Source organism: Lelliottia sp. 7254-16 (genome assembly GCF_002922995.1).
GTDB classification, from domain to species: Bacteria; Pseudomonadota; Gammaproteobacteria; order Enterobacterales; family Enterobacteriaceae; genus Enterobacter; species Enterobacter jeotgali.
Genome location: NZ_PQVS01000004.1, coordinates 54351 through 80007 on the forward strand (window position 1 = coordinate 54351; position 25657 = coordinate 80007).

28 protein-coding genes and 1 pseudogene are annotated in these 25657 nt (G+C 50.5%); 3 read left to right on the plus strand and 26 right to left on the minus strand.

What is annotated here, in order from left to right; all coding sequences use genetic code 11:
- Positions 1-54: 54 nt before the first annotated feature.
- The 4 genes from C3708_RS07040 to C3708_RS07055 all read right to left on the minus strand — a co-directional run bounded on the left by C3708_RS07040 (position 55) and on the right by C3708_RS07055 (position 2899).
- Positions 55-768, minus strand: a complete 714-nt coding sequence (locus C3708_RS07040) for an EAL domain-containing protein (protein ID WP_103946458.1) — start codon at positions 766-768, stop codon at positions 55-57.
- Between the two features lie 285 nt (positions 769-1053).
- Positions 1054-1518 (minus strand): C40 family peptidase, encoded by a 465-nt coding sequence (locus C3708_RS07045; RefSeq protein ID WP_095281727.1) that lies wholly within the window; start codon positions 1516-1518, stop codon positions 1054-1056.
- 74 nt (positions 1519-1592) lie between these two features.
- The gene (gene btuD, locus C3708_RS07050) at positions 1593-2348 is read right to left on the minus strand and encodes a vitamin B12 ABC transporter ATP-binding protein BtuD (protein ID WP_095281726.1); all 756 of its coding nucleotides are present in this window, start codon (positions 2346-2348) and stop codon (positions 1593-1595) included.
- Positions 2348-2899 carry a glutathione peroxidase gene (locus C3708_RS07055; protein ID WP_095281725.1) on the minus strand — a complete coding sequence of 184 codons (552 nt, stop codon included), beginning with the start codon at positions 2897-2899 and terminating at the stop codon, positions 2348-2350. The genes btuD and C3708_RS07055 overlap by 1 nt, the downstream gene beginning before the upstream one ends.
- A gap of 294 nt (positions 2900-3193) precedes the next feature.
- Here C3708_RS07055 and C3708_RS07060 point away from each other — a divergent pair, with 294 nt between their 5' ends.
- Entirely contained in the window at positions 3194-3865 is a 672-nt protein-coding gene (locus C3708_RS07060; RefSeq protein ID WP_103946460.1) for an SOS response-associated peptidase, read from the plus strand.
- Positions 3866-3968: 103 nt separating this feature from the next.
- Here C3708_RS07060 and C3708_RS07065 read toward each other — a convergent pair whose 3' ends face one another.
- Both C3708_RS07065 and C3708_RS07070 read right to left on the minus strand, forming a co-directional pair.
- On the minus strand, positions 3969-5162 hold the full coding sequence (locus C3708_RS07065) for an MFS transporter (protein ID WP_103946461.1): 1194 nt from the start codon (positions 5160-5162) through the stop codon (positions 3969-3971).
- Between the two features lie 140 nt (positions 5163-5302).
- Positions 5303-6439 carry an alpha/beta hydrolase gene (locus tag C3708_RS07070; RefSeq protein WP_103946462.1) on the minus strand — a complete coding sequence of 379 codons (1137 nt, stop codon included), beginning with the start codon at positions 6437-6439 and terminating at the stop codon, positions 5303-5305.
- A gap of 173 nt (positions 6440-6612) precedes the next feature.
- On the opposite strand from C3708_RS07070, the gene C3708_RS07075 reads away from it, so the two are divergent.
- Positions 6613-7497, plus strand: coding sequence for a LysR family transcriptional regulator (locus tag C3708_RS07075; RefSeq protein WP_103946463.1), 885 nt, complete (start codon positions 6613-6615; stop codon positions 7495-7497).
- A 269-nt stretch (positions 7498-7766) separates the two neighbouring features.
- Here the strand turns inward: C3708_RS07075 and map are convergent, their stop codons facing one another.
- The 5 genes and pseudogenes from map to C3708_RS07100 all read right to left on the minus strand — a co-directional run.
- On the minus strand, positions 7767-8555 hold the full coding sequence (gene map / locus C3708_RS07080; RefSeq protein WP_103946464.1) for a type I methionyl aminopeptidase: 789 nt from the start codon (positions 8553-8555) through the stop codon (positions 7767-7769).
- Positions 8536-8754 carry a ParD-like family protein gene (locus tag C3708_RS07085; RefSeq protein ID WP_103946478.1) on the minus strand — a complete coding sequence of 73 codons (219 nt, stop codon included), beginning with the start codon at positions 8752-8754 and terminating at the stop codon, positions 8536-8538. Before C3708_RS07085 ends, map begins: the two co-directional genes overlap by 20 nt.
- A gap of 202 nt (positions 8755-8956) precedes the next feature.
- A complete protein-coding gene (locus tag C3708_RS07090; RefSeq protein ID WP_103946465.1) occupies positions 8957-9409 on the minus strand; it encodes an acyltransferase in 453 nt (150 codons plus the stop codon).
- Positions 9410-9552: 143 nt separating this feature from the next.
- A complete protein-coding gene (locus C3708_RS07095; protein WP_370446870.1) occupies positions 9553-10614 on the minus strand; it encodes a membrane-associated sensor domain-containing protein in 1062 nt (353 codons plus the stop codon).
- A 339-nt stretch (positions 10615-10953) separates the two neighbouring features.
- Positions 10954-11286 (minus strand): annotated as a pseudogene (locus tag C3708_RS07100) (DUF4113 domain-containing protein); the annotation flags it as partial.
- A gap of 12 nt (positions 11287-11298) precedes the next feature.
- On the opposite strand from C3708_RS07100, the gene C3708_RS07105 reads away from it, so the two are divergent.
- On the plus strand, positions 11299-11988 hold the full coding sequence (locus C3708_RS07105) for a tail fiber domain-containing protein (protein ID WP_103948497.1): 690 nt from the start codon (positions 11299-11301) through the stop codon (positions 11986-11988).
- Here C3708_RS07105 and C3708_RS23855 read toward each other — a convergent pair.
- The 15 genes from C3708_RS23855 to C3708_RS07180 form a co-directional block, all read right to left on the minus strand.
- A complete protein-coding gene (locus tag C3708_RS23855; protein WP_103948498.1) occupies positions 11985-13067 on the minus strand; it encodes a tail fiber domain-containing protein in 1083 nt (360 codons plus the stop codon). The two genes, C3708_RS07105 and C3708_RS23855, sit on opposite strands and share 4 nt — an antisense overlap.
- 58 nt (positions 13068-13125) lie before the next feature.
- On the minus strand, positions 13126-13359 hold the full coding sequence (locus tag C3708_RS07115) for a cor protein (RefSeq protein ID WP_103948499.1): 234 nt from the start codon (positions 13357-13359) through the stop codon (positions 13126-13128).
- 110 nt (positions 13360-13469) lie between these two features.
- Entirely contained in the window at positions 13470-14144 is a 675-nt protein-coding gene (locus tag C3708_RS07120) for a hypothetical protein (RefSeq protein ID WP_103948500.1), read from the minus strand.
- A complete protein-coding gene (locus tag C3708_RS07125; RefSeq protein ID WP_103948501.1) occupies positions 14144-14446 on the minus strand; it encodes a hypothetical protein in 303 nt (100 codons plus the stop codon). The genes C3708_RS07120 and C3708_RS07125 overlap by 1 nt, the downstream gene beginning before the upstream one ends.
- Before the next feature lies 1 nt (position 14447).
- Complete coding sequence (locus C3708_RS07130) at positions 14448-17903, minus strand: host specificity protein J (RefSeq protein WP_103948502.1); 3456 nt, start codon at positions 17901-17903, stop codon at positions 14448-14450.
- A gap of 53 nt (positions 17904-17956) precedes the next feature.
- On the minus strand, positions 17957-18571 hold the full coding sequence (locus C3708_RS07135; protein WP_103948503.1) for a tail assembly protein: 615 nt from the start codon (positions 18569-18571) through the stop codon (positions 17957-17959).
- Positions 18572-18623: 52 nt separating this feature from the next.
- On the minus strand, positions 18624-19106 hold the full coding sequence (locus C3708_RS07140; protein WP_233210398.1) for a hypothetical protein: 483 nt from the start codon (positions 19104-19106) through the stop codon (positions 18624-18626).
- An 11-nt stretch (positions 19107-19117) separates the two neighbouring features.
- The gene (locus C3708_RS07145) at positions 19118-19843 is read right to left on the minus strand and encodes a C40 family peptidase (RefSeq protein WP_103948504.1); all 726 of its coding nucleotides are present in this window, start codon (positions 19841-19843) and stop codon (positions 19118-19120) included.
- 2 nt (positions 19844-19845) lie between these two features.
- Positions 19846-20601, minus strand: coding sequence for a phage minor tail protein L (locus C3708_RS07150; RefSeq protein ID WP_103948505.1), 756 nt, complete (start codon positions 20599-20601; stop codon positions 19846-19848).
- Positions 20598-20945 carry a phage tail protein gene (locus tag C3708_RS07155; RefSeq protein WP_103948506.1) on the minus strand — a complete coding sequence of 116 codons (348 nt, stop codon included), beginning with the start codon at positions 20943-20945 and terminating at the stop codon, positions 20598-20600. Before C3708_RS07155 ends, C3708_RS07150 begins: the two co-directional genes overlap by 4 nt.
- 54 nt (positions 20946-20999) lie before the next feature.
- Positions 21000-21215, minus strand: coding sequence for a hypothetical protein (locus tag C3708_RS07160; RefSeq protein ID WP_103948507.1), 216 nt, complete (start codon positions 21213-21215; stop codon positions 21000-21002).
- Positions 21216-24275, minus strand: a complete 3060-nt coding sequence (locus tag C3708_RS07165; RefSeq protein WP_103948508.1) for a phage tail tape measure protein — start codon at positions 24273-24275, stop codon at positions 21216-21218. It lies immediately after the preceding gene.
- Positions 24272-24586, minus strand: coding sequence for a DUF1799 domain-containing protein (locus tag C3708_RS07170; protein ID WP_103948509.1), 315 nt, complete (start codon positions 24584-24586; stop codon positions 24272-24274). The genes C3708_RS07165 and C3708_RS07170 overlap by 4 nt, the downstream gene beginning before the upstream one ends.
- Positions 24583-24894, minus strand: coding sequence for a phage tail assembly chaperone (locus C3708_RS07175; protein ID WP_103948808.1), 312 nt, complete (start codon positions 24892-24894; stop codon positions 24583-24585). Before C3708_RS07175 ends, C3708_RS07170 begins: the two co-directional genes overlap by 4 nt.
- 63 nt (positions 24895-24957) lie before the next feature.
- The gene (locus C3708_RS07180) at positions 24958-25629 is read right to left on the minus strand and encodes a phage tail protein (RefSeq protein ID WP_103948510.1); all 672 of its coding nucleotides are present in this window, start codon (positions 25627-25629) and stop codon (positions 24958-24960) included.
- Between the last annotated feature and the right edge of the window lie 28 nt (positions 25630-25657).

A 25657-nucleotide genomic window follows, 5' to 3' on the forward strand; every position in this document is an offset into this window, starting at 1 on the left:
CCTGTCCTTAGTGTAGAGGGTTTACCCATGCTTAAACACGGGCGAATACCAGGGTTATCGCTGAACCAGCGTAGTTACTTGCTCGGCGGTGACAGCGGCCCACAGGTTGCCCTGCATGGCGCTAAAGCTGAAGGGCAGCATCCGGCGCAAAATGTCTTCATCATCTACGCCTGCCACCATAACCGACAGGCAATATGGTGAGATTTGCGCGAGAATTGCGCGCATAAAAGGCTCGAAAGAAAACTCGACGACTCGCTGCTGGATAAAACCTTTATCGAACACAATCCGGGTAAACAAACCGTCAAAAACAGCTTTATTCGACGCCGCGCCTGCACCGTAGTCTGCCAGCACCATTGGGAAATGGATCGCCATTCTCGCCAGCATGAGATCATCCTTACCGTTATTTAAACCGGGATAATTCTCATTAACAGTGAACTCAATAAACGGGTAACGATCTAATATTGACGCGGCATTTCTGTCAGTTAAAAGAAACTCACCAATGACAGGCGTAATATTTATCCATGCAATAAGCTGGTGCTGAACAAAAAAAAGTTTGCAGGAATCGATCAGAGCGAGTTTTTCCTGAAACAGGATTAACTCTTCTTCTGCTGTGAGATGCGGCGCCACCAGCTCGGTGGGAATGCGCACGTCAGCCCCCACACCAACGAAGTTAGTTAAAACTTCTAACCCTTGTAGCTCTCCCGCTAAATTACGCGCTGGAAGTAATAACAGTTCAGACTGATAAGGATTATTCAGGGTGACAATCATAGCGCCGGCCCCGCGTTAAAGAGGATTTCTTGCATCCTGGCGCAATGGCTAAAACAATTCAACTTTATTGATTTTATTAGGATTAATTTCATTCGGTCCTTTTATTTTTTTAGATTTATCCCTCAATCTAAAAATAATCTTATCCTGGATATCTGATAATATCCAGTATCAGTGAAAACAGACAGTTACAGAATAAATAAATGTTACTTAATGTATCGCAAACCGCATAGAGTCAAAATAAGCGCGACTTAACCTAAATCGCGCTCAAGAAAGAAATGAAGATGACTAAATACGCCGGGCCTGCCAGAAGTTTTTGCGCCAGTAAACGTTATCTAAGGAAGACCGCATCACACCGCGACTGGTCGAGGCATGGATAAACTGGTTGTCGGTATCATATATGCCAACATGCAGACCGCTTTCACCCGAACCGGTTTTAAAGAATACCAGGTCGCCAGGCAATAAATCATCTTTATCTATTTCTGTGCCAATCTTCGCCTGTGTGCGGGTGTCTCGCGGGAGCTGTAGATCGAATTTATCGCGCATCGTCATCAGCACAAAGCCCGAGCAATCAACGCCTCCGCGGCTCATGCCACCATAGCGATAGGGTGTCCCGCGCCAGTTTTGCAACTGTTCGTTGAGATTGGCGATCACCGTTATGGAATCCGATAACCGTGGATTAGGGGGTGGCGCACGATGGCTGCTGCATCCTGCAAGTAATAATATGCCCACGAGTAGAAACCAGAAGCGCATTTCCAGACGATTCCTCTGCTTTTTTTGTCCTTTGTGTAATTTAGCCTGTTGCCTTACTACCTTGCAAGAAAGGGTTATTCCTGAGCGGTAGAAATCAGCATTCGGTGGCCTTCAATATCCAGCCGCCGGAAAGGCATACCGTAAGCATTCGCAAGATTGGGCGGCGTAAGGACATTATCACGCGGGCCGCTGGCGAGCAGTTTGCCGCGCGCCAGTAGCCATACGCGATGCGCGTGACGCAGCGTGTGGTTTAAGTCATGACTGCTCATCACCACCGCGATGCCCCTGCCGGAAAGCTGGCTTAAAAGCTTATCCAGCGCCGCCTGCTGGGCGATGTCCAGACTGCTCATCGGTTCATCCAATAACAGCAGGCAACCGTGGGGGTTTCCTGCTGGATGAATTTGCAGAATCACCGCCGCGAGCCGCACACGCTGCCATTCACCGCCCGACAGCTGATTTGCATTGCGCTGGAGTTTATCTTCCAGCCCTAGTGCAGCCGTCACCTCATCAAGCAGCGCGGTTTGCGTTTTATCATGCTGATGCAGCGCCAGATAGTGCCAGACGGGCATGGCGAAAGGCGGAGTTTGCTGTTGCACCAGATAGCTGCGACGGTGTGCCAGCGATACAGGCGACCATTCATGAAGGGAATGCCCCTGTAAAACGATCTCGCCCTCGCCTGACGTCAGCCCAGCCATTCGGGCGAGCAACGTGCTTTTCCCGGCACCGTTCGGGCCCACGAGATGCACAATCTCCCCTGCGTGGACGTCAGCATTCACCGGTTCCAGCCTGCCCTTTTCCGCCACGCCTGCGAGCTGCATCAGCCGATTCATTACTTCGCCAGCGCCAGCTTAATGGACTCCATGACGATCGGATCTTCCGGCGTCATATCCGGGGAGAAGCGCTGAACGACCTGTCCGTCGCGACCAATCAGGAATTTTTCAAAGTTCCATAGAATGTCGTCCGGATACAAAGGCGCACGCCCTTTACTCGCCATACGCTCGTAGAAACCACTGCCTTCCGGCGCGACGGCGGTCGGTGCAGCGGCGGTCAGTTTTTCATATAACGGATGGCGGTTTTCACCGTTCACATCGATTTTACTGAACATCGGGAACGTTACGCCGTAAGTGGTGCTGCAAAACGTTTTGATCTCCTCTTCGCTGCCAGGCTCCTGCCCAAGGAACTGGTTGCACGGGAACCCGAGGACCACGAAGCCGTCCTTTTCCCAGGCTTTCTGGATGTTCTCCAGCTGTTCGTACTGCGGCGTCAGGCCACATTTTGAGGCTACGTTGACCACCAGCAGAACTTTGCCGTGATAGCCTTCCAGCGTCGTGTTCTTGCCATCAATGGTCGTCACTTCGGTATTCAGAATATCGTACTGCATAGCGTCCCCTTAGTTTGTCTTACGGATGGGCGGATCTAACGTCCGGCCTTTAATAGTAGCCAGATAAGAGCCTAGCTCAACTAATCTTTTGTGAATCATAATTTTACATACAATCCAATAGATTAGCTTCTTCTGCAACGGACAATATCAGAGAATAACGGAAAGCATCTTGCCCCTTTTCATGCCCCCGCATAACATTTTGCCCCCAAATTTGCCCCTAAAATTCTCTGCATTAGCTTAGCAGTCTTTGTCCCTGCCCTATACTTTCAGTCTGACATCTGGCTGGAGGTTTCTATGTGTGGGCGCTTTGCACAAGCTCAAACTCGCGAAGAATATCTGGCGTACCTGGCAGACGAAGCCGATCGCGATATCGCTTATGACCCGGAACCGATCGGCAGGTATAACGTGGCGCCAGGCACTAAAGTGTTGTTGCTGAGCGAACGTGACGAGCAGCTGCATCTCGATCCAGTGTTCTGGGGTTACGCGCCCGGGTGGTGGGACAAACCGCCACTGATAAACGCGCGCGTAGAGACTGCAGCCAGCAGCAGAATGTTCAAACCTCTTTGGCAGCATGGCCGGGCTATCTGTTTTGCAGACGGATGGTTTGAATGGAAGAAGGAAGGCGATAAGAAACAGCCCTACTTCATCTACCGCACCGACGGCAAACCGATATTCATGGCAGCAATCGGCAGCACGCCGTTTGAACGCGGCGATGAGGCGGAGGGTTTTCTGATTGTGACTTCTGCTGCCGATGAGGGCCTGGTCGATATCCACGACCGACGTCCGCTTGTTCTGTCACCAGAAGCCGCCAGGGAATGGATGAGGCAGGATATTGGCGGAAAGGAAGCGGAGGAGATTATTGTCGACGGTGTCGTGCCTGCCGACAAGTTTATCTGGCATGCGGTCACTCGAGCCTTAGGAAATCCGAGAAATCAGGGGCCGGAGTTAATCGAGGCTGAGATCTGATGCACAAAAACTACGCGATCATGTCTGCTTTGAGCGAAAAGCAGACATTCGGCTCTCTGCTATATGCCATAATTAAGCGCACGCCTGAAATAAATGGATTGTGCTAGTGCGCCTTACTGTTTTGAAGAGATGTGACGTAAGTCATCGCTGCCGCCCCCAGCAGTAATAACCCACTCAAGCCGAAAGCACTTTGCCATCCCAGACTGTCGAATACCAATCCTCCTGCCGTTGAACCAAGTGCAATCGAAAGCTGGATCACCGCAACCATGAGACCACCACCCGCCTCTGCATCTTCAGGCAGCGCCCGTGCAATCCATGTCCACCATCCCGTTGGCGCCGCCGTGGCCAGTAACCCCCACAGGCTTAGCAAAACTGTAACCGCCCAGATGCTGTGTCCGAACAGCAACAATGTACCGGCTACCGTTGCCATAAGCAGGGGAATCATTATTAAAATTTGATACAACCTGGCATTCAGGAATATCGATACGGCTAATGTGCCGACAAAACCTGCTGCGCCTATTGCGAGCAAAATCAGTGAGAACCCAGCAGGACCTACGTTGGTCACGTTCTCAAGAAAGGGGCGCACATAGGTAAATAAGGCAAACTGCCCAATAAAGAAGAGCCCGCAGGCTAGCAGTCCTGTTAGTACAATGGCGTCGCTGAACAGACGAAGCAGAGTTCCCTCTAGCTTTTGTTTTTTATCGCTTTTCATAGTGGGCAGGCTGACCCATAGCCAGATGAACGCGGCTATCGCCAGGGGGACGATGCATAAAAAGGCCCCACGCCAGCCGACAGTTGTCCCCAGATAGCTACCAAGTGGCGCAGCCACAACGGTAGCCAGCGCGTTCCCACCATTAAAAATCGCCAGCGCACGGGGAACCTGATGCTGCGGTACGAGCCGAATGGCGGTTGCAGCTGAGAGTGACCAGAATCCACCGATGACGACGCCAATCAGGGCCCTACCCAGCATATAAACCGGATAGGTGGGCGCCATGGCGATAACCAATCCAGATATGGCCATCAGGACAGCTAGCCCCAGCAGAAGATATTTACGATTCAGATCTCCGGCGATATGGGAGATAGTCAGGCTGGTCAGTACCGCCAGCGCGCCAGATATTGCAATTCCCTGGCCTGCCAGGCCTTCCGTGATGTGCAGCTCGCGGGCAATAGGCGTCAGTAGGCTGACCGGCATAAATTCGGAAGCGATTAGTACAAAAACGCAGAGCGTCATGGCAAACACTCCACCCCAGTGCGCATCTGTTTTCTTAGGTGATCTTTTAAGACTTACTATGAACATTATCAGCATCTCTTTATATGTACGCGGCGAGATTCAGAGCAGCCGGGACAGACGCTATTCAGAGAATAACGAGAACATGTGGATGAGAATGGGGAGCGGACGATTAAAACCGCCTGCAATTAGCAGGCGGTTTCAGGTCGTTATCTTAAATTAGCTTTGAAAAACTGCTCAAATTTTTCGAAAGGGATCTTGCCCGCAACGTTATCGTACAAATCAACGTGGTTTGCCCCCGGAACAATCACCAGTTCTTTCTCTTTACTGCCAATGGCCTTAAAGGCATCTTCGGCAAAATAGCGTGAGTGGGCTTTTTCGCCGGTCACAATAAGTGTAGGGATAGTGACTTCATTGGCGTAACTCAGAAGCGGCATATTCATAAATGACAGCGGCATAGTCGCATTCCAGGCCCCGGTTGAATTGACCGAACGCGCATGGAAACCACGCGGCATGCGATAATAATCAAAGAACTCTTTCAAAACAGGATGAGGATTGGCAGGTAACGTTTCCGGCAAAACACGATCCGATGCACTGACGTTACCCTTCTCATCAACATTAATGTCATGGCCGCCGGGCGCGTAAGTGCCATTTTCCGCATCCTTCCAACGCTGTGCGTTCAGATACTGTAGTACGGCGCGACGATCTTTAGTGGAATAGCGGTCTTTACCATCACCCACACCATGCCCCATCGCACGGCTCATGTCATACATCACGCTGGTCGCCACCGCTTTCACGCGGGTATCCATTGCGGCGTCGTTTAAGGCCATGCCGCCCCAGCCGCAAATACCGAGCAGCCCGATACGGTTGCGATCAACCTCTTTTTGCAGACCTAAGAAGTCAACTGCCGCGCTGAAATCCTCGGTATTAATATCCGGAGAGGCGACATTACGTGGAGAGCCACCGCTTTCTCCCGTATATGAAGGGTCAAACGCCAGGGTAACAAACCCCTGTTCTGCCAGCGTTTGTGCATACAGGCCGCTAGATTGCTCTTTCACTGCGCCGAAAGGCCCACTGACGGCAATGGCCGCCAGCTTACGCTCACCACGATTCTTCGGTATGTAGAGATCCCCCACTAGAGTGATCCCATAACGGTTCTGGAAGGTCACTTTACGGTGATCCACTTTCGTGCTTTCAGGGAATGTTTTATCCCATTTTTCGAGCAGCGAAACAGGCGCGTTCGGATTAGTTGTATCAGCATAACTCATGTTTGTGACTCCACTTAATGATGCACATAGCAGCATGGCGGGTATCGCAGTTGCCAGTTTTTGGGTGAAAACAGTCATCAAAACTCCCCTTATAAAACGTGATTGAAACAGGTTTCATACGGACAACACTGCTGTGCTTTGTAGCAATGCGCTCATTATAGTTAGCAGAAATAGTGCTGATTAGAGGGAGTTAAGTGCTAGGATTAATACCATATTGTTCTAAATTAAGATGTGGTTTCGGGAGCGGAATGATGGCGAAACGGGAAAACTATAATGATTTGTACCTGTTCATGCAGGTGGTACGGGAAGGGAGCTTTACAGCAGCAGCACATCGCCTTGGCCTGGCACAATCAGGAATAAGCCGTTCAGTTCGGGAACTTGAAGAACGACTGGGAGTTCAGCTCCTGGTGCGCACCACGCGCAGATTATCGCTCACCCATGCCGGTGAAAAGCTCTACCGGACCATTGAAGCAGGATTCGACGCTTTAGATATGGGACTGGACACGCTGGCTCATTATCGCCAGTCCCCATCGGGGACGGTACGCATCAATGCCAGTCAGCATGCTATTGATAAATTGCTTCTGCCAAAGCTTGCGGTATTTAAGAAGAGCTACCCGGATATCCGACTGGAACTCATTAGCGAAAGCCGATTTGTCGATATTATTGCCGAAAGGTTTGATGCGGGTGTTCGCCTGGGGCCTGAAGTAGGTAGTGGCATGGTTGCTGTGCGTATTTCCCCAGACATGGAGATGGCTGTTGTCGGCACGCCTGACCATTTTCGTCGCTATGGCTTTCCGCAAGCCCCCGCAGATTTAGCGGTTCATCCCTGCATCGCTTATCAGTTTGGCGACGGGAAACTGTACTCATGGGAACTTCACCATAACGGTAAAAAAATCACCCATCGGCCGCAGGGGCAGTGGGTTTTCGCGGACAGCTATATGGAGGCCAAAGCGGCCAGGCTGGGCCTGGGACTGGCTTATGTTCCGGAGGAGTTGGTATCTGAGGATTTAGAACAGGGTTCGCTCATCAGAGTTTTACAACGTTACAGCCAACGCCTGGAAGGCTCATTTCTATATTATCCGCACCGCAATGTGTCGCCTGCTCTACGAGCGGTTATCGATACATTGAGAATTTAGGACTGAGGACGAGCTTATACACATGTAAGGGTAAAAGGTCCGCTGTTGGCACACAGCGGACCTCTGGTTAGTAAAGGTCCACAATGAGCTAGCAGACGTTTTGCTCGCCGCTAATATTGTCTTGATATAGTAAAATTATATTGCGGTTTTGTTGCTCATTATCAGCCACCCAAAGAAAACGTTGATTGCGACTCCTGACTGGGCGAGTTCAAATCTTATGGGTAATCCTCTGTTGGTTTACTCTGGTTTTTCTACAAAGAGACCGGGCTTTAAAGAATATTGTCTGGAATGACTTCATCTTTACGCAGCGTTAAGACTTCAAAACCATCAGCGGTCACTGCTATGGTGTGTTCCCACTGAGCAGAGAGTTTTTTATCCCGGGTCACCACTGTCCAGCCGTCTTTTTTAGTTTTTATTTTACTGTCGCCCTGATTCACCATCGGTTCGATGGTAAAAACCATTCCCGTACGCAACACTTCACCTGTACCGGGTTTACCGTAGTGCAGCACCTGCGGTGCTTCATGCATTTCTTTGCCGATGCCGTGCCCGCAATATTCCCTGACAACGCTGTAGCCACTGTTTTCAACATGCCTCTGAATGGCATGTCCAATATCACCCAGAGTCGCACCCGGTTTTACCGCTTTAATGCCCAGCCACATGGCTTCCCAGGTTTTCTTCACCAGGCGCCGAGCTAAAGGAGAAACGTCGCCGATCAGGTACATTTTGCTGGAGTCAGCAATCATTCCCCCTTTCTCCAGGGTAATGTCTACGTTAACGACAGCGCCAGATTTCAGATATTCGTTAGCTTTAGGGATGCCGTGACAAACGACTTCATTTACTGAGGTATTTAGTACGTAAGGATAATCATATTGTCCTTTGCTGGCCGGGCGGGACTGCAACTGCTCAACAATAAATTTTTCTGCCCGGTTATTGATGTCTAATGTAGTGACACCCGGAACAATAAACGTATCCAGCATTTCAAAGACGGAAGCAAGCAGTGTCCCGGCATGACGTTGACGGGCAAGTTCATCGACGGTTTTAATGGGAATTGATGGCATTTATTACCTCCATTAAACGGTCAGAACCTGATTTCAGCATCATCAGCTTGATTTGTTGATAGTTAAGGTCCGGGTAAAGCTCGCTCATCATACCGAGGCGGATCCAATATTCGGCTTGCGCGTTCACTGATCGCGACATGGCTTTACTGGCATCGCGGACGTCTTCATGCATCAAATCCGAAATTTTAACAATACCCATAAACATATACTCCATAACATTACATGTATGGATCGTATATTCTTCTCAGGCAGATGTCATGTTGATTTTTGTCGTTATCATCAATGTCCGCTCCTGGCACTAACCTGCCGATAGATTGATCTCACTTGGCTAAGAGCGAGAAGCGGGCGTTAACAGCCTAAGGAGAATATGAGTTTGGGCTAAGAATTTGCAGAGGTGATGCTTAAAGCGTTCTCAAAAGCTGGGCCGGATTACCAGCATACACACCCTTTACCAGCACTGGCTTTGTAACAACGCTACCTGCACCAATCACCGCACCACTGCAAATTTCCGTTGTTAAAATTGTTGCTCCGCTACCCACTATTACTGCGTTGCCTAATACAATATGTATCCAAGTTTCTGCAGAAGCATCAGGACTTCCACACTTGAAAAGATCGTTAGCAAAGGTTACGCCATGGCCTATAAAGCAGTCTTTGCCTAAGGTAACGTTCTCACAGATGAAAGTGTGTGACTGCACTTTAGTTCTGTCGCCTATGACACATCCCTTTTGTATCTCAACAAATGGCCCTACAAAAACATCATCGCCTAGGTCACATTCATAGAGGTTTACAGGCATGACAACTTTTACATTTTTACCTTGTTCAACGTCACGAATCCCGCTTTCAATAATCTTCATATCAACTGAGTCCTTACACGAGATAATTCGGCTCAGAATAGCTTAAAAAGTTTATCTTTACTAAGTAGCTAAACTAACCAGCCCCCAATGATTCGTTCACTGTGATGATTGTAATGTCCGCTCCTGGCACTGAGCGGCTGGTTTTACTTTTCCCAACGATTACGCCCCTGTTGTTTTGCCCGATAAAGGGCTTCATCCGCTCTGGCAATAATGCCAGCAGTACTGTCACCGCTTTTGGAAAGGGTAATGCCCATGCTGACTGTCACCATTTCACTAACCTCCGAAGTGGCGTGTGGCAGTGAAGTTTCGTGCAGGTTCGTCTGAATACGTTCAGCAACCTGCGCAGCTTCATTCAGGGAGGATGCAGGCAGCACAATGACAAACTCTTCGCCGCCGTAACGTGCCACCAAATCTGCTGGAGTACGTACCGACCTCTTCATCAGATCGGCTACTTTTGCCAGGCATTCATCTCCAGCCTGGTGACCATAGTGGTCGTTATAGCGTTTGAAATAGTCCACATCGAGCATGAGCAGCGAAAATGGCTCGGCCTGTAGGAGAGCATCATCAAGAAAGTTTTCCATTGACCGCCGATTAGCCGTCCCGGTCAGCGCATCTTGGTGAGCCATAACATCTAGCCGTGCAATAAGCATCCGGTTCTCCTGATAACGTAACCAGGCTTCATCAAACCAGCGTTGTAGTATAAAGCGACCATAAATGAGAATGGCGGTAAGAGTAAGCCAGACCAATAAAAACCGTACGTTAACACCCTGATTAATCTGCACGCTAGCCAGTAGGGCAGTCAGCCATAATGGGGTGATGAAAAGTAACAGGGCCGTTGGATGATAATAAAGCGCTGCCAGCGCGGTGAGCACTAGGATGACACTGAGGGGCCAGGCAAAAGGCAGTTGCCACGAGACGATAAAGTTGTAGCTACAGTAGCTCCACATCAGGCTGATAGTTACTAGCATCGCCATACAAAGAGGTGTAAATCTGGCAGGGAGGCGATAGATGAAAAGTACTAACAGAAGCGACAAACCAATAATGCCACTCGTAATTTCGTCTATAAACGGCAATATTTCAGTGTGTGCGCCGATCGAGCGATCAAAATTACTGATGAGAATATTGCGAAACAAAATGATCAGCGCAAAACTGACATTCACAAATGTGAACCACGGGATACTCACTGATAGCGCCTGACTGACCATATCACTATGGTTCTGCCACATTCTTACACTATTGAAAGTACGGCGCTTATTGTTCGAATGCTGCTCCATTACTGATTGCCTTACAAATGAATAATTACTATCCAGTGTAATATAGGTATCTATTTCATTGCATGAGTTTCAGGCAGAACAATCAGACCAGGTAAGTATTATTTTCCGATTACCTTTCATGTTAACGCATTGCTTCAAGCAAACATTCAAAAGTTACGACAGTAAAATGCTATCCCCCTCTTACCATCACTGCTCCCATCGAAAAGATAACATGTCAGGGTTAACAACGTCTGCTTGTGGCACTAAGCGGACCAATTTATGCTTTGATTCTCATCGAACCCTAAGAAGATCAGCGTATCTCGTCGTATACCTCGGCGAGAGCATTTCACGCTTCATCTGCCACTGCTGCTGTATGCCCTGCCCAGCAAAGTAAAGCGTGCCCTTCCCGCCTTTAGCGTTCAACTGATCCAGCACCTCCATTAACTTGTCGCCACCAGCCCGCGGTGCGTTCTCGTCAAATAAATTGAGCTGGGCCACGCCTTGACTGAAAAAGTCTCCGAGCATGATCCCCGCTTTCTGATATCGGTGGCCATCCTTCCAGATTTTGTCCAGGCACTTTACCGCGGCGTTGATAATATCGCGGGAATCCTGAGTGGTGGCAATTCGAATGGAGGGATGGGGAAGGGGGATTTCACTTTCTATGCTGGAAAATACACTTTTATCGGTGACAGTTTTGAGTTTCGAAATCCTATCACCTGCCAGAACAGCATAACTGCCTCAGGCAGCATTAACGCAGGTGGCTCACTAAGGGCCGTAACTTCATCAAACGTATGGGCCTCCAGCGATACACAGAACGCCCACGTTTGGTTTTATGGTGCGGGAGGGAATGAATCACGCGGGGTAATCTATGCACCTAAGGACGGTACGATCCGACTCAGACCTGACAGCAACGATAACGGTGGAGCGAATGGCTATAGTTTTTCGTTTGAATCATCTGGCCGGTTCACCTGTATTTCGGTAAACCAGACCTCTGACGAACGAGTTAAATTTGACAAAGAGCTCGTCAGTAACGCTCTGGAGAAGATTTGTTCCCTGTCGGGCTACACATTCGGCATTCAACTCACCGAATCAGAGACGGTACGAAGCGCAGGCATTATCGCCCAGGAACTGGAGCAGGTTCTGCCGGTTGCTGTAAGTTCTGGCGGCACCGGCACAACACCTGCTGGAGAAGAAATTAATGATCTCAAAACTGTGGACTACAGCGCAATGAGCGCCCTGTATGTGGAGGCGATAAAGGAGCTTGCAGAGCGTGTCAGAAGCTTAGAAAGAGAACTGCATGAACTTTGCAGCCCATCGGCTACCTAATCCTCCACCCGTTTCTCTAGTCCCTTCACACGGATTGTCAGCGCTTTGATTGCCGCCAGCGCATCGAGTACAAGAGGGTTGAGGTCAAGCGTCATTTTCCCCGATTCCTCAGCAGAGTGAACATATTGCGGATCTATCATTTCGAGCTCCTGAGCAATGACACCGCGGCGAACCGTTTTATCCTCATCTGCAAGGTAATAGAAGGTTTTAAAATCCATTGCCTCAATGTTCGAAAGCGACTCGTTTAAATCAAGATTACCGGTTACCTTTTTGAAGTTAATGTCTGACGTTCCAGAGGCCTGGTAAAGTGTCCACGGTACATCGGTTTTTGGCGTTTGAGGGTTTGTGTTTGTCAAAAATCGGCTGTACCCCGCACCGTTAGATGTTACCCACATTTGCGCAATTCGCTGCGTATTGTAAGAACTTTGATAACCACAACCATTGGCTGGAGCCCACAGAGTTAAACCATCAGCGTCACTGATAAAAGATGCATTAGCATCGTTTGGCTTATTCTGCTGAGGTGAACCTACCCCAAAAGCCCCCACCTGCATGACGTTCCCAGCTGCGGTTCCGACATCCTTCGTGGCACTACTTCCCAAACCGAGGTTTGTGCGAGCGTCTTCTTTGGTCGTTGCGCCGGTACCGCCATCTGCGACAGCAAGTGCACCATTGCTTCCTTTCTGCAGTAACTTGCCGATCGCTGGAATGCTTACTGCCTTGCCGTTGATGGTGACAGTGATGCTCTGGTTTGCCGTGGTTGTGGCAAAAGTCTCCCACGCACCGATATTCTCGTCGTAGTCTTTGATGAGCTGAGACATCGCCTGCGCCAGGCCATCGACCGAGATATTGTCTGATATCAGAATGCCGTACTTCTGGCCGCTCAGCGCCGGTGAAGCAGCTGGCGTAACCGTCATTGACGTGGCGCTGTTTACTGCTGAAATCTGGAACATCTGGACCGGGTTAGACATGACGATAATCGTCTGGCCAGCGCGGACCTGGCTGGCGGGAGCCGTCCAGTTCGTGCCTGTGCCGGTGGCGGTATTTCCGTTAATAGCGATGGTGCCAGTGTTATAAAGCATATTTTCTCCAGGCAATAAAAAACCCCGCCAGAGCGAGGTTGTTATTCAAAATGGTTGGTTATTTGCAGGTGGTGTCAGTGAATGTGTTCGCACTTACCCAGCGCCAGTTGAAAGGGTATCCGGCTCGGTACTGCGTCTGGTTGTTTTGTTTGCGAACGCCGTAAATTTGAACCGTATTTTCCTGACCGCCAACGATGGCTGTGCCGCTGCAAACTGGCTCCTGTTTCTCAAGTACGCCAGCGCAGCCAGACAGCATGACAGCCCCAGCCATGCAGATGAGTAGCTTATTCATGTGATGGTATCCCAAGGTATTCATTAACTTAGACAATACCAACATGAAATAGGCGGGTATAATTGATTAGATAGATCAATTATCTGTTATTGATCGCTCAAAACGATCAATCAGTCATAGGCCGCTGTATTTATCGCTGTTAATGAAATTCCGGTATTTGTACCGCCTCCCGGCGCCCCTGTCCCCGTTGAAGTCCCGCCTGCGTTTACCCTCGTAGTTGTTCCATCGAATCTGCATGACGAATACGCATTGATTGTGTAAATGGTAGGAGGTTGGGTGGAGTTATTTACGATTATGGTCTGACCCAACTGTGCAGGAGCGACAGCCCACGAACCGCTGAGCGTCTGGTCAATATTGATCCCCCCGTTTGCGCCCGGCGTGCCAACTGTCTGCAGGTCTGATAAAACGCGAGACTCATTTGTCAGCACAAGCTTTCCGGCGGCGTCCCAAATAGCCAGACCCCATTTCGGTAATGTCTGCGGGAATACGGCAAATACATATACTGTCAGGGTGAAACTCTGGTTATAGGGGTTAACCCCGCCAACATAGATATTGCCGCCATTCCTGTAAGACATAACTGGCGTGGGCTGTGCTGTATTGGTGGTTTTAATAAATACCATCACAGGATAACTTGCGTTCAATGCAATATTCTGTGCGACCTGCTGAGAGCTGCCGTTAGCGGATGAATTAAAGGTGTACTTTCCGTAAAGACAAAAAGGCGTTGATTGTGGCGTTACAAAGGGATTCCCGTTATCCATTAATATCATTGCGCCAAATTCGGCCATTATGATTTCTCCATGAAAATGACCACCTCACACTTTGAAGCCGGATAATTCCCCAGGCCTACAGTAGAGGCAGCTGTTACGGTAATAGTGTTCCCCGATGCTACAATGCGCCGACCTACGCTGCTCCCTCCTTCATCGAGTGAAAGAACAAAGCCGACTTTCATTCCGGAGGGAATCGTAAAAGACCAACTGCCGGATGTTTGTCCGGCAGCCAGTTGTATACGCCCAACAACGGAAACTGGCTTGATACCGTAGTTATTAGGTTTCCCTGCCGCGTCCCAGGTTTGTATCCCGTATGCCATATCAGAACACTCCTGTTAACCTGCCAACCTGCACCCTCAGTACATTGCTGCCGTCTTTGACGCTGATTGTCTGGTTGGTCTGCTTCATGGCCCCCTCTCCTGCCGTCGAACCATAGTTTTCAAAAGTACCAGTCTTGTCCAACTTCCAGCCTACAGACCCTGCAACATAATTATTGGACTGGATGTAATTACCAATCTTGGCGTTAGATATTGTCCCGTCCTGGATGAATGTATCTCGGATAAAAGTCTGGCCGTTCTGGATCACAAAGGGCAATGCTACAGTGCTGCCAGCCTGCGTGGTTACAGCGAAACGATCTGCCAGGAAGATAACCTGCGACTGCATACCAGAAGGAGTGTTCTCTACGCCGATCCCCATCCCTGCAGCGTAATACTGCCCGTTAGCGGCCACGCCAACTTTGATGTTATACATCGCACTGATGTTGCCGTTAATGTCAGCCACCGCATTAGCGGTTTGCGTGATAGCAGCAGTCTGTTCATTCACCGTTACGGTCAGAGAATTGATTTTTGTTGCAGATGCCTGAGTGAAGTCAGCCAGGGTTTCGGTGAGATCGGTTGCGTTGGAAATATTGCCACCGGCAGATGCATCCAGCGTAACAAGTGCACGGGCAACCGCCGAACTGGTATCCGCAACCGTTGTATCAATGCGGTCGATGCTGGCGCTGTTTCCGGCATTCGTCACGGTTTGAGATCGACGCGAAGTAACCTGCGCCAGCCCGTTCTGGATTATGGCGATAGCGGAGTTCTTCACCCCTCCCGTCATGCCATCCATCGATACAGAAATCTCGTCGATCTTCACAGCTGCCTGAACCAGACCATCTGAGTTTTCCTGGATGGCCAGCGCCTGCTGCTCAATGTCGTCGGCATTCTGTTTGATGTCCTCGGCCATGCCAGCAATTTTTTCGTTGCTGTCGACAGCGTTCTCGATCAGGTCCTTAAACGTGTCCGATTCTTTAATATCCTCCAGGATGGCATCAGTAATGTCGGAAACATCGATGCTGGCCTGGCCCCGAACCCAGTCTGTGAACCCCGATTCGTTGCCGGTTCGGTCCACCAGCTGCGCCCGATACCAGAAAATCTGTCCCGCCTTGAGGCCCATCTGCTGATATTTGCGCTGCGGGAAAGGCACATCGGCCAGCAGCATCGCATCATCTTCGGCCCCGGTCAGGCTGTACTGGATTTCCGTCTTCAGCGTATCGTCGGTGTTCGCCGGGAACCCCCAGTTCAACTCGATTCCAAACACCACGTTTTCAGAAGCGATAAAGCCAACTGGTTTCGGCGGATTGCCCACTTTCCCCGTCAGCGTTTTCTCTTCTGAATATCCCCAGCCTGATGAAATTTCCGCAGCATTGATGGCGCGCACGCGCACCAGGTAGCGCCCGGCGTAAATGCCCGGTACATCAAAAGACGTGGTGGAGCTGCGCGGTACGTTCACCCAGTTCCCGTCGTTGCGGCGCCACTGCGCTTCATAGGCGATAGCATTCTGCGCCTGGTCCCAACTGACGCGCATTGTTTCAACGCTGATATTCTGCTGAACCATCGAGAAAGAGTTGATCACGATGTTTGCTGGCGGCGCCTGATTGCCCGGAGGAATAACACTTATCGGACGCTGGTCGATGATCGCCCCTATATCAATGCGGGCGTATTTATCCGGATCGTGATTAGCTCCGGCGATGGTAAATGTCCCATCATCGTTGTCCGTCACGCTAACTACACGGTATTGCTGCGAGTAAAGTTCATCACTCTGTAACAACCAGACAGCTTCAGCGTTTGGTGTTTCGCTATACGGCGTGGTGACAGTGACCGCTTTATCGGAAATCGCCTGGATAGTGCGTGACTGAGCAACACCGGAAGGCAGGTTAACGATTAGCCTATCTCCTGCCGTGGCACCAGGAGCTCGATCAAGATTGATAACCCGGCCATTTGCACTGGCGACTCTTCCGCCCAGATCACGTCCGGAAAGGTTCCTGTCCGCCACAGCGATGACATATCCAGGTTGTGGAATATTGCCGTCCAACCCGACATTAAAGGTCACTACACGGTCTTTGTTATTGGTGAGAATGCCCCAGCGCCCTTTTCGGTTCGCCTCCGATTGTCTGGTGCAACCTATGGCCGTCAGTTCGAGCTGGTTGAAGCCATAGCGCGCTACCAATGCCTGTTCAAAAACCGGCTCCATAGCATCAGCGTAGGCATTATCCGGATCGGACCATGAGACTAGCGCGTTTGTGTACCTGCTCTTGGTCGTGCTGCTGGAGTAGGTGAATTTACCGTCAACAACATTGGCGTGGGTGTAACTGAAATCGACATCACGCGGCATATCCGCGAGGCAGACAATCTGGTCATCACCCCAATAAGTCATACCGCGGAAAATGGCCGCAAAATCTCGCAGCACGGTGTAGGCGTCGTTTCTGTCCTGAATATAGACGTTGCAGGTATATCGCGGCTCGGTACCACTCCCGCCCTTGCCGTCTGGTACCTGCTGATCGCAGTACTGCGCAACCTGGTAAAGCGACCATTTGTCGATATTGGCCGCAGTGAGACGATTGCCTAAGCCGAAGCGGTCAGTGACCACCAGATCGTAAAAAATCCATGCAGGATTATCCGTCCACGCCCACTTAAACGTGCCCGTCCAGGTACCGCTGTAGGTTCGAGTCTCGGGATCGTAGGTATCGGGAACACGGATTACGCGTCCGCGAGGTTCGCAGGAAATCTGAGGGATGGAGCCGTTGAACTGGCTTGAGTCAAACTCGATATAGAGCAACGCCGTATTCGGATAACGCAGTTTGGCGTCAATCACCTCAGTAAAGCTTTGCAGCGTCATTACATCGCCGATTTTCGCGCTATTTGCGTCAGCGGTTATCTTGCGCAGACGAAGCGTCCAGGTGCTGCCCGCCTGCGGTAAATCGATACGGTGGCTGCGCTCGTAACCGGAGGTCGTTTTCCCCGTAACGCTGGTATTGAGCACGGTCTGCCATGTGCCACCGTCGGTCTGCAGATCGATAGCATAATTGATGGAATAGCCAACGAGATCGCCGTCGTCCTCTTGCTTAAAAAGAGAGGGCCATTTCAGACGCAAGCGCACAGCCGACAACTGGGTATTAGTGAATGTACGCGTCCAGGCGGTTGCACTGGAAACCTCAGCCCCCACGCTAATTTCATTTTCGGTTCCGGGAATACCCTGGATGTATTTCTGAGCCTGCGTTCCCGGGCGGAACTCCCACGTAACACCACTGAAGTTCTGCGATCCGTCGGCGTTCTCGAGCGCAGTACCATCCAGGTAAATATCCTTCCCAGTGAGGTGACCAGCGAACTCGCCCTCTCCAAGCGCGATGAGGATTTTCGCCTTTGCTACAGACTGCAGATCGTCCGGTTGTTCGGTCGGGGTTCGTGAGCTGGAGCTGCCGCCTTTTCGGCCTTTAATCGCAGTTGCTGTAACCATATTGCGCCCATAAAAAAAGCCCCCCGAAGGTGGCCAGGTTGAAAAGAGTGGAGTTACTGCTGATCTTCAACGTAGATGCCGGCAGATACAATGGCACCTCCAATGCGTCGCTTGCCATAGAGGAGTGGTACCGGATTTCCCTGAGCTGTGGTATTTGTCACACCGCCAAATGCGTAGCTAGCTTGGTTATCTGCTGACTGCTTACTAGCAAGACCCGCCGTCTGCGGCGACATCATTTGTACAACGCCGCCGATCATCATCGCAGCACCGAACTTCGCTACCCCATAACCTGCCGCTGATAGCGTGCCAGCAGAAAAGTAACCAATCGCAACGCCGACGACGACCAATACCGCTCCGAGTATCGTCTGGAATGCGCCAGCTTTTTTGCTACCAATGATTACTGGCGCGATACGGATATCATCGCAGCCTTTATCCATATCGAGCTCATCAGAAATTAGGTTGCGTTTCCCACTGAAAACAGCGTAAGTCAGGCCCCGCTGCTTACTGGTATTCAGAAAGCGCTCGAAGCCGGGAACAATCACGCAGAGTGCACGGATGGCCTCTTTGGGTGATGCGACTGAGAGCTTATATTCACGGCCAAAGGTAGCGCCGAGGATGCCATAAAGCCGAATTGTTCGGGCAGGCTCTTTATTGAGTAACGCAGTCATATTAACTCCATAAAAAAAGGCCGCCTGAGCGACCTTAAATTTATTTATGAATTTACTTAACTTTCCACATTCTATATTGCCCCCAGAAACCAACTTCTGCCACATATTCTTGTGGCGTGCCGTCGGCAACGAGATCAAGAGTTTTTCGCATACCCATGCTTAGAACATTACATTCGTTACTGACTCGTAATTTATGAGGACCATCAGTTAAATAAGCTGTAACGAATTGATTCTGTCTTAGAAGGGCGACATCTTTATCATCGATAGCAACCAGGAACTTACACATTCCTCCACTTCCGCCACCAATGAATTGTTTATTTCGTGTAACAGTAACCTTTGTCTGCTGTGTATCAGTTTTGGGTGTTACGATTTCTTGATTTAGTATCTTTTCTGCCTGCCCATAAGGACGTGCACATCCTGCCAATGTAAGAACAGCTAAAATAATTAGTAGTTTTTTCAAAATCTTATTCCCATTAGTATTGTTCGGATTAATCCTAACATGTAAATAAGTATCTTGAAAATCAATAACTAACACATTGAGTCGCGTTAGTTGGAGTATCTGTCCCCATCAGACTTAAAACGAACTATCTTCATTGTTCGCTCCCGCCAATACCCGCCATAAGGCACACGCTGGCTGAGGTGGCCGTACAGATGATGAAGTAGCATATTCCCTTCAAGCAAGATGCCGGCATGATTCCACTTATTGGCCTGTACCTGCATGATCACCATATCGCCAGCCTGCGGGGGACCGTCAAACTCGCGGAAACCACATTCATACCAGCATTCCTGATAGAAATTGTCCGAATAACTGTCCTCCCACCACGGATAATCCACACGATAGTCGGTCAACTCAATGCCATGGGTTTGGCGAAAATAGCTCATCACAAGCCCCCAACAGTCGTACACGCCCAGAACAAACGGACGCCCCACTAGCGGCAACTCACCACGCGGTTGAATGGTACACAGATCCCCTTCAGGCCAACTCACGATATGCCAAGGCAAAAGCGTCACGTCACACTGAGCTTTATCCAACTCGCTTGGTTGAGTCGTAGCGTCAGGATGGCTATGAACTATGGCAATCACCGTTCCCCAATCTTCAGCTTCAGCGTAATCCTCAGGTGAAAGATGGAATTGCTCCATCGGCTCAGCCGAGAAGTTACGGCACGGGAAATAGCGCTCCACTCTGCTTTTCTGCGCGACCACTCCGCAGCTTTCACGTGGGTACTCTGCAGCAGCATGAGCCATGATGGCGTTTATCGTTTTCTGACGCATGATTAGCTCCTGATAAGGGAAGTGCCCGGAAAACCACCGAAGGGCAATTCTTCATTCTCACCAAACCGCAACCTGCATGCGGTAAGCGTGCCATTGCAGACATCAAGCGACGGATCGTCTACCGGATTATTGTTCAGGTCGAAGTAACTGGTGCCGGCGTAATCGCACCCGTCACCCGAGCGATACTGGTTTCGGATACACCATGTGCATAGCGAGTGGAGTTGACGCGTCGGTATCATTAACCCCTGAAGATCCATAGGGCTAGTGAGAATAAACTCGACGCTTTCCCCCGCCAGTTCGTTGTTCTTACCATCGATGTAGAACACCCGTTTTCTGACCTGCAGCGGATCAGCAGTAGCATTTCCTTCAGGAAAGTTTCTGGCATCCAGATAATGGGCAAACGTATCGTGAATAGTAACCTTCGCCTGGAGCATGTCGTCGTAGGCCAGACAGAGCGCAGTGATCGAGCTGTCGATGTTTGCCACCGTCAGAGTCGGTTGTGCACTGCTGCCGTCGGTTGATGCCTCAAGCCCTTCGAGCTGATATGGCCAGGCGGCATATTCTTTCCCCTGCCACCAGATACTCTTTGCTGCAAGTTTCGTTTCATCCCCACCAGCAGCGGCAATTTCATCAGCTGCATGGGGCAAGTTGTAGGCATGAAAACGCAGTACGTCATCGACACCAAAAGTGGAGCCATCAACCTCAATGAGGCGAATTTTATTGCCCGGTTCGAGTCGTTGGTAATCTTGTGTGATCATGGTGCGTATGTCTGTTTGAAAGTAGCGGTTATGGTCATTACTTTGCTGGAGAGGGGCTGCGCTTTCACTGAATCTGCCTCAACGCGGTAAAGTCCTGCCTCGCCAATAGGTGATGTCCAGATAAACGATTTTGTGATGTGCGAACGGCAGAAATTCAGAGCGGTAAGCATCTCTGCTTTTTTACCCGTGAGGGTTATTGGCCAGGACTGCTTTTCGGAATTGATGCCCTCGCCGGCAATCTGCTCATAGCCATCACCGAATGATGCGGCGCGAGTGGAGTGACTAAATTCGCCCTCCATACCTGCCTGTATCTGGGTTCGCCAAGTGAATATTTGGATCGCCACGTTTCCTCCGGGCATAAAAAAACCCGCCGAAGCGGGTTAACGTAATAATGTGTTCTAAATCGTATTAACAACTTTTTTTAACAACAATTTGGCTTCTGATATCAAATCTTCTTTTGTTTGCTCAAGGGTTTTATTCATATCAAGTGGGATTTTTACTTGAACAGATATAGTTGAATTAAAATCCTCATCTAAATAGATATAAACTTTTCCCGTTGTGGCTTGACCATTAGCATTATCAAATGGGGTAATGTTCTCAACTTCGAATTTCATTTATCGCTTTCCTTTAATTGCGTTCCATAAAGGCGTTCCAGGCTTAGATGCCTGTTCTGAAATAACACTAAGCACGACTGGCTTAAGCTGACGCATGATAGCATTTGTATCAAGGGTGGGTTTGACTCCATCTTGACGCTTGCTGTCTGGCGCTATCTCAATCCCTCCCATATTTACCGTAAGCCCGCCTGAATGTGCATTCTGCAGCCCATACATAGCCGCATTGCCAACATAACCGCCGTTAGCATAACCCTGCGCGCCGCGCATCATTGCGTAGAGATTGCCAACACCAATCGCGCTGGTAGCCTCTTTGGTAAACACAAACTCACCACCATGAACGACACCTTTCGGCTGATATTTTCCACCATCGCCGGTATAGCCCCCGCTGTCGAATGCCGGGACCAGCCCACCCTGAGAAAAACCGAAAAAGGCCCCGACAGCCGTCCCTCCAAACGCTGATTTCATACTGTTGACCATAGCCAACTGGACCAGCATTTGCGCAATGCCCTTAAGGAACGTTGTCAGAAAATCCGTGAAGCTGGCTTTTCCTGTGGTGAAAAAATCTGTGAGTGTTGATGCCATTCCCGTGAATGCAGACTGGGAAATATTTTGCATTTGCCCATAAACATAGGTCGCGTTGTCCTCGAACTCAGTCCACCCTTTCTTCGCGCCGGTCAGCCAGTCACCGCGCAGACGATCTTCTGCATCGTAATAGTCACTAGCCGCCTTTAGTTGCTTCTGATAACCGTCGTCGTTCAGAGTACCACCAGCATTTTTCCAGCCGGCAGCTAGATGGCTGTTAGCAAGTTCACGCTGAGCTTGCCGATCACTCATCCCGGCGCCGCCTGTCAACGCTGCCTGCTTCTCGGACATCTGCGTGGTGTATTTCTGCGCAGTATCCATCCGCTTGTTCAGTTGCTCCTGAGCAGTGATCTGGTCGCCAAGTAGTGCTTTTTGACGCGCCAACTGAAGCACCTGGTCTTTGCTCGCCAGCAGCGACTGCTCCTGTTTGGTCAGCGAGCGAGTCCGGGAAGCCTCTTCCAGCACCTGGAACCTGGCTTCAGTGGTCCATAAGTTTTTACGCTGCTGACTGATCGTGTCGTTCAGGTCTTTATGCTTCTGCAGGGCATACAGCTGCGCTTGAAGCGCCAGCAATTCAGACTGAGCAGAATCCTCAGCTCGCATACCGGACGAGACTGTTTCCCCTTTCGCTGTTGGCGTTTTGGGGTCTCTATAAAGCTTCTCGATCCCGGCTCGCGCTTTGGCAACGTCCTCAGCCGTCCAGAGTGTAGCCGTCCCGTTTTTAGCAGCTTTGGCATTTTCAGCAATGGCTTTATTCAGTTCGTCCTGAGCCTGACGGCGCTTTTCTGCGGCTTCAGTCCCGGCATCAAGATAGCGATTCATGATCTGCTGGGCACTTATCGCATCTTCGTTAATTTCTTTACCTGCTGATATAGCACCGTTCAAATCGTTCTGAAGTGTGATGGCACCCAACATAGGGTTAATCTGGGCTTTCAACGATGCTATGGCCGCAAGCTGCGCTCTACGGCGATTATCGTAATCTCTGTCCTGTGAGCTGGTGTCGTAGCTGTAGCCGTAACCCATCTTCTGGCGTTCAGGCAATAGCTTACTCTCACGATCTGCCAGATCAGCCTGCATTCTCGCAAGCATGTCTTGCGGTGCTTCCGGGCGCCCAATATTAAGCAGCTCGTCCCACATCCCTTTGAAAGCATTGCGGGCTGCAAGTGCGGCTTTCTCAACCAGACCGAGATTAGCGAGGATCTGCTGGCTTCTGCGTTGTTCTGCCTGGCTGTAAGCATCAGCGGCTGCTTGCCCTGCAGCCTCTTTATCGCCCCGACGTTCCAAAGAAGCAATGTATTCAAACTGAGCCGCCGTCAGGTAATGCAGCTGATTGTTGAGCTCTTGCGATGCCTGGGTTGGCTCGGCATAAAGCTTCTGGAAATTAGCGATGGTCTTATCCACCGCCTGACCAGTTGCCTGCTCCATCGCAACTGCCGCGCGGCTCACTGTCTCAAGCTTGTTTGCATCAAACTTTCCAGAACCCACTACCTGAGCCAGAACAGAAGAAGCGGCGTATTGGTTAATCCCGCCACCGGATAGAGACTTTGCCAGTGCAGACAGCTGTGTGGCAGTTTTCCCCGCATAATTGCCGGTCAGTATCAGCTGTTTGTTATATTCGGATGCTTCTTGTGAACCTTTATACCAGGCAGCGACCAGCAGGCCAGCAACACCAATCATTCCCCCTAAAGCCAGCTTTGCCGGAGTTACTAGCGAGAGAATGGCTTTCAGCGCATTACCCACTCCCCCAAACGTATCGCGCAGCTGACCACCCTGCTGGATGGCAACCATGTATATCGGCATACCAGATGCCAGTGAGGTAGCAATATCGGTCATTTGCATCGGAAGGTAACGCATGGCATTACGGTACTGCCCCGCGCTGATCGCGCCATTCCTCCAGACGTTCTCTTGTTCCTTCAGTTTGGCGATCATCGGAGCGGCCTGTTGTGTTACTCCCAACTGCGCGGCTTTTAGCTCAAGGATTTCAGCGCGCGTTTTGCCGATCGTAGCAGTTTGCTCCTCCAGTGAGGCAATGAAGGTTTTCCCTGATGCCGCTGCCCGCTGGGCCGCCTGAGCCTGCTCGATGCGAGCCCGCCCCTCTGCCGTCTCAGCCTCCATGACCTGGGCCAGTTTCGTCCGGGTCGTCTCCAGTACGCTGTTATAGCGAGTGAAATCTTCATCATCCACCAGCCCTTTACCGCGATACTTCGCCAGGGTTTCCTGAATAGAGTCCAGCTCGTCCAGTGCTTTGTTAACCGGGCTGATTTTATTCAGCAGGTTCTGTAACTCCTGGCGCTGCTGCTTCAGGCTTTCGCTGTTTTTCTTCTGATTATCGACACCGGTGCGGAATGTACTGTTCAGGTCATCCGCTTTATCGGCGGCGGTGGTCGCAGTATCCTGAAAGCGCTCCAGCTCCCGATTGCCGCGCTCCAGTTCGCTGGTGTTGACGCGCAGCGAAATGGTGGCGATATCGTTACTCATTCCACCCTCTCTTTATGCATGATTTTCAGCGCTGCGCGCTCCATTATCCGGATATCTGAAAGCGCGGTTACCTCGTCGCTCACGTTATGCAAACGCATCAGCCAGGGCAGTACGTTGTAATCCAGCCCGGACGCGCCGCCCATTCCCGTACGCCATTGAGTACTAACGGCCTGGAACACGACAAACGAAGGCCAAACGTCGGGCCATACATCCACGATCTCATCATCGTAATCGTCAGGACTCAGCCCGTAGGGAGCAAGGTCGGCTGCCGTGGGTTCAGGCGTATAGAACGCCGAGGCAACCGCTATCAGTTTTTTTCGCGCTGGCCCATCAGTTCGCGGTAGTAGGTTTCCGGAATGGTCTTCATGGCCGCCGGGTAATTCTCCAGAAGTACACTGAGGTTGTCGGCATTGAACGCATCAGGTAGCGCCCAGCCTGCAATAATTTCCATCAGGAAATCAGTGGCCGTTTTTCCCTCCAGCTTTTCCAAATCTGCCAACTCTTTGAGCGGTTTATGATTAAAGGTGAAGGTCAGTACGCCGTCTTCATCACCGGCGCGCGGGATCGTGACGTTTGCTTTGAAGGTTGGTTTGGGCTGGAGCGTGAATTTAGTCGCCATCATGGCCTCGTATTAAAAATGCCTCCGCGCGGGAGGCATGCATTAAGGGAGCAGCCGCCGGTATTACGCGGCGGCCTCGGTCACTTTATAGAATGTCATCGCCGGCGACTGGAGGTTCAGTACCACACTCACCGTCTCCACCTCGTTGACTGCTGTGGTCGGCGTGTCGTCAAAGGATGCCGTGGCTGCCCAGTAACGGTTTTCTTTCGCTTTTGGAACGTACATGTAAGCCGCGACCGTCTCTTCGTCCTCATCCAGTTGGCGCAGCAGCGGGTAAATCGGAAGCGTGGAATCGTGGGCGATCGAGTAGGTCTGCGATACAGCAGATTTGTAGGTGTTGAGGTTGCGCTGGCGGTCATCGCTCAGGAACTGGATTTGTGTTGTGTTCTGATCGCCACCAGATTTCGATAACTCTGTAATCTGTGGTAGTTCAGTCCACTCCAACACCTTACGAATCGAGCCGCTGCCGCCTCCCACGGCATATTTGTTCTTGTTAATGGTATTGATATTTCGCAGCGTGACCGCGCTTTCAGCAATTGCGTCGATTTTCGCAATGACGTTATCAATTCCGGACCAGCTGCAGTTCACATGGACGATATCACCCACATCAAGCTCCTCCGCGGAACTGACGGTGATCACCACGTTTTCGGCGTTCGTCGCGCCCGTGAAAGCAATTGCCGGGCCATATCCCGACGCCAGATAGACGTGAGCGCCATTAGGCAGTGCAAAGCCCATAGGAGTTACTCCTTCGAAGAAAAGAAAA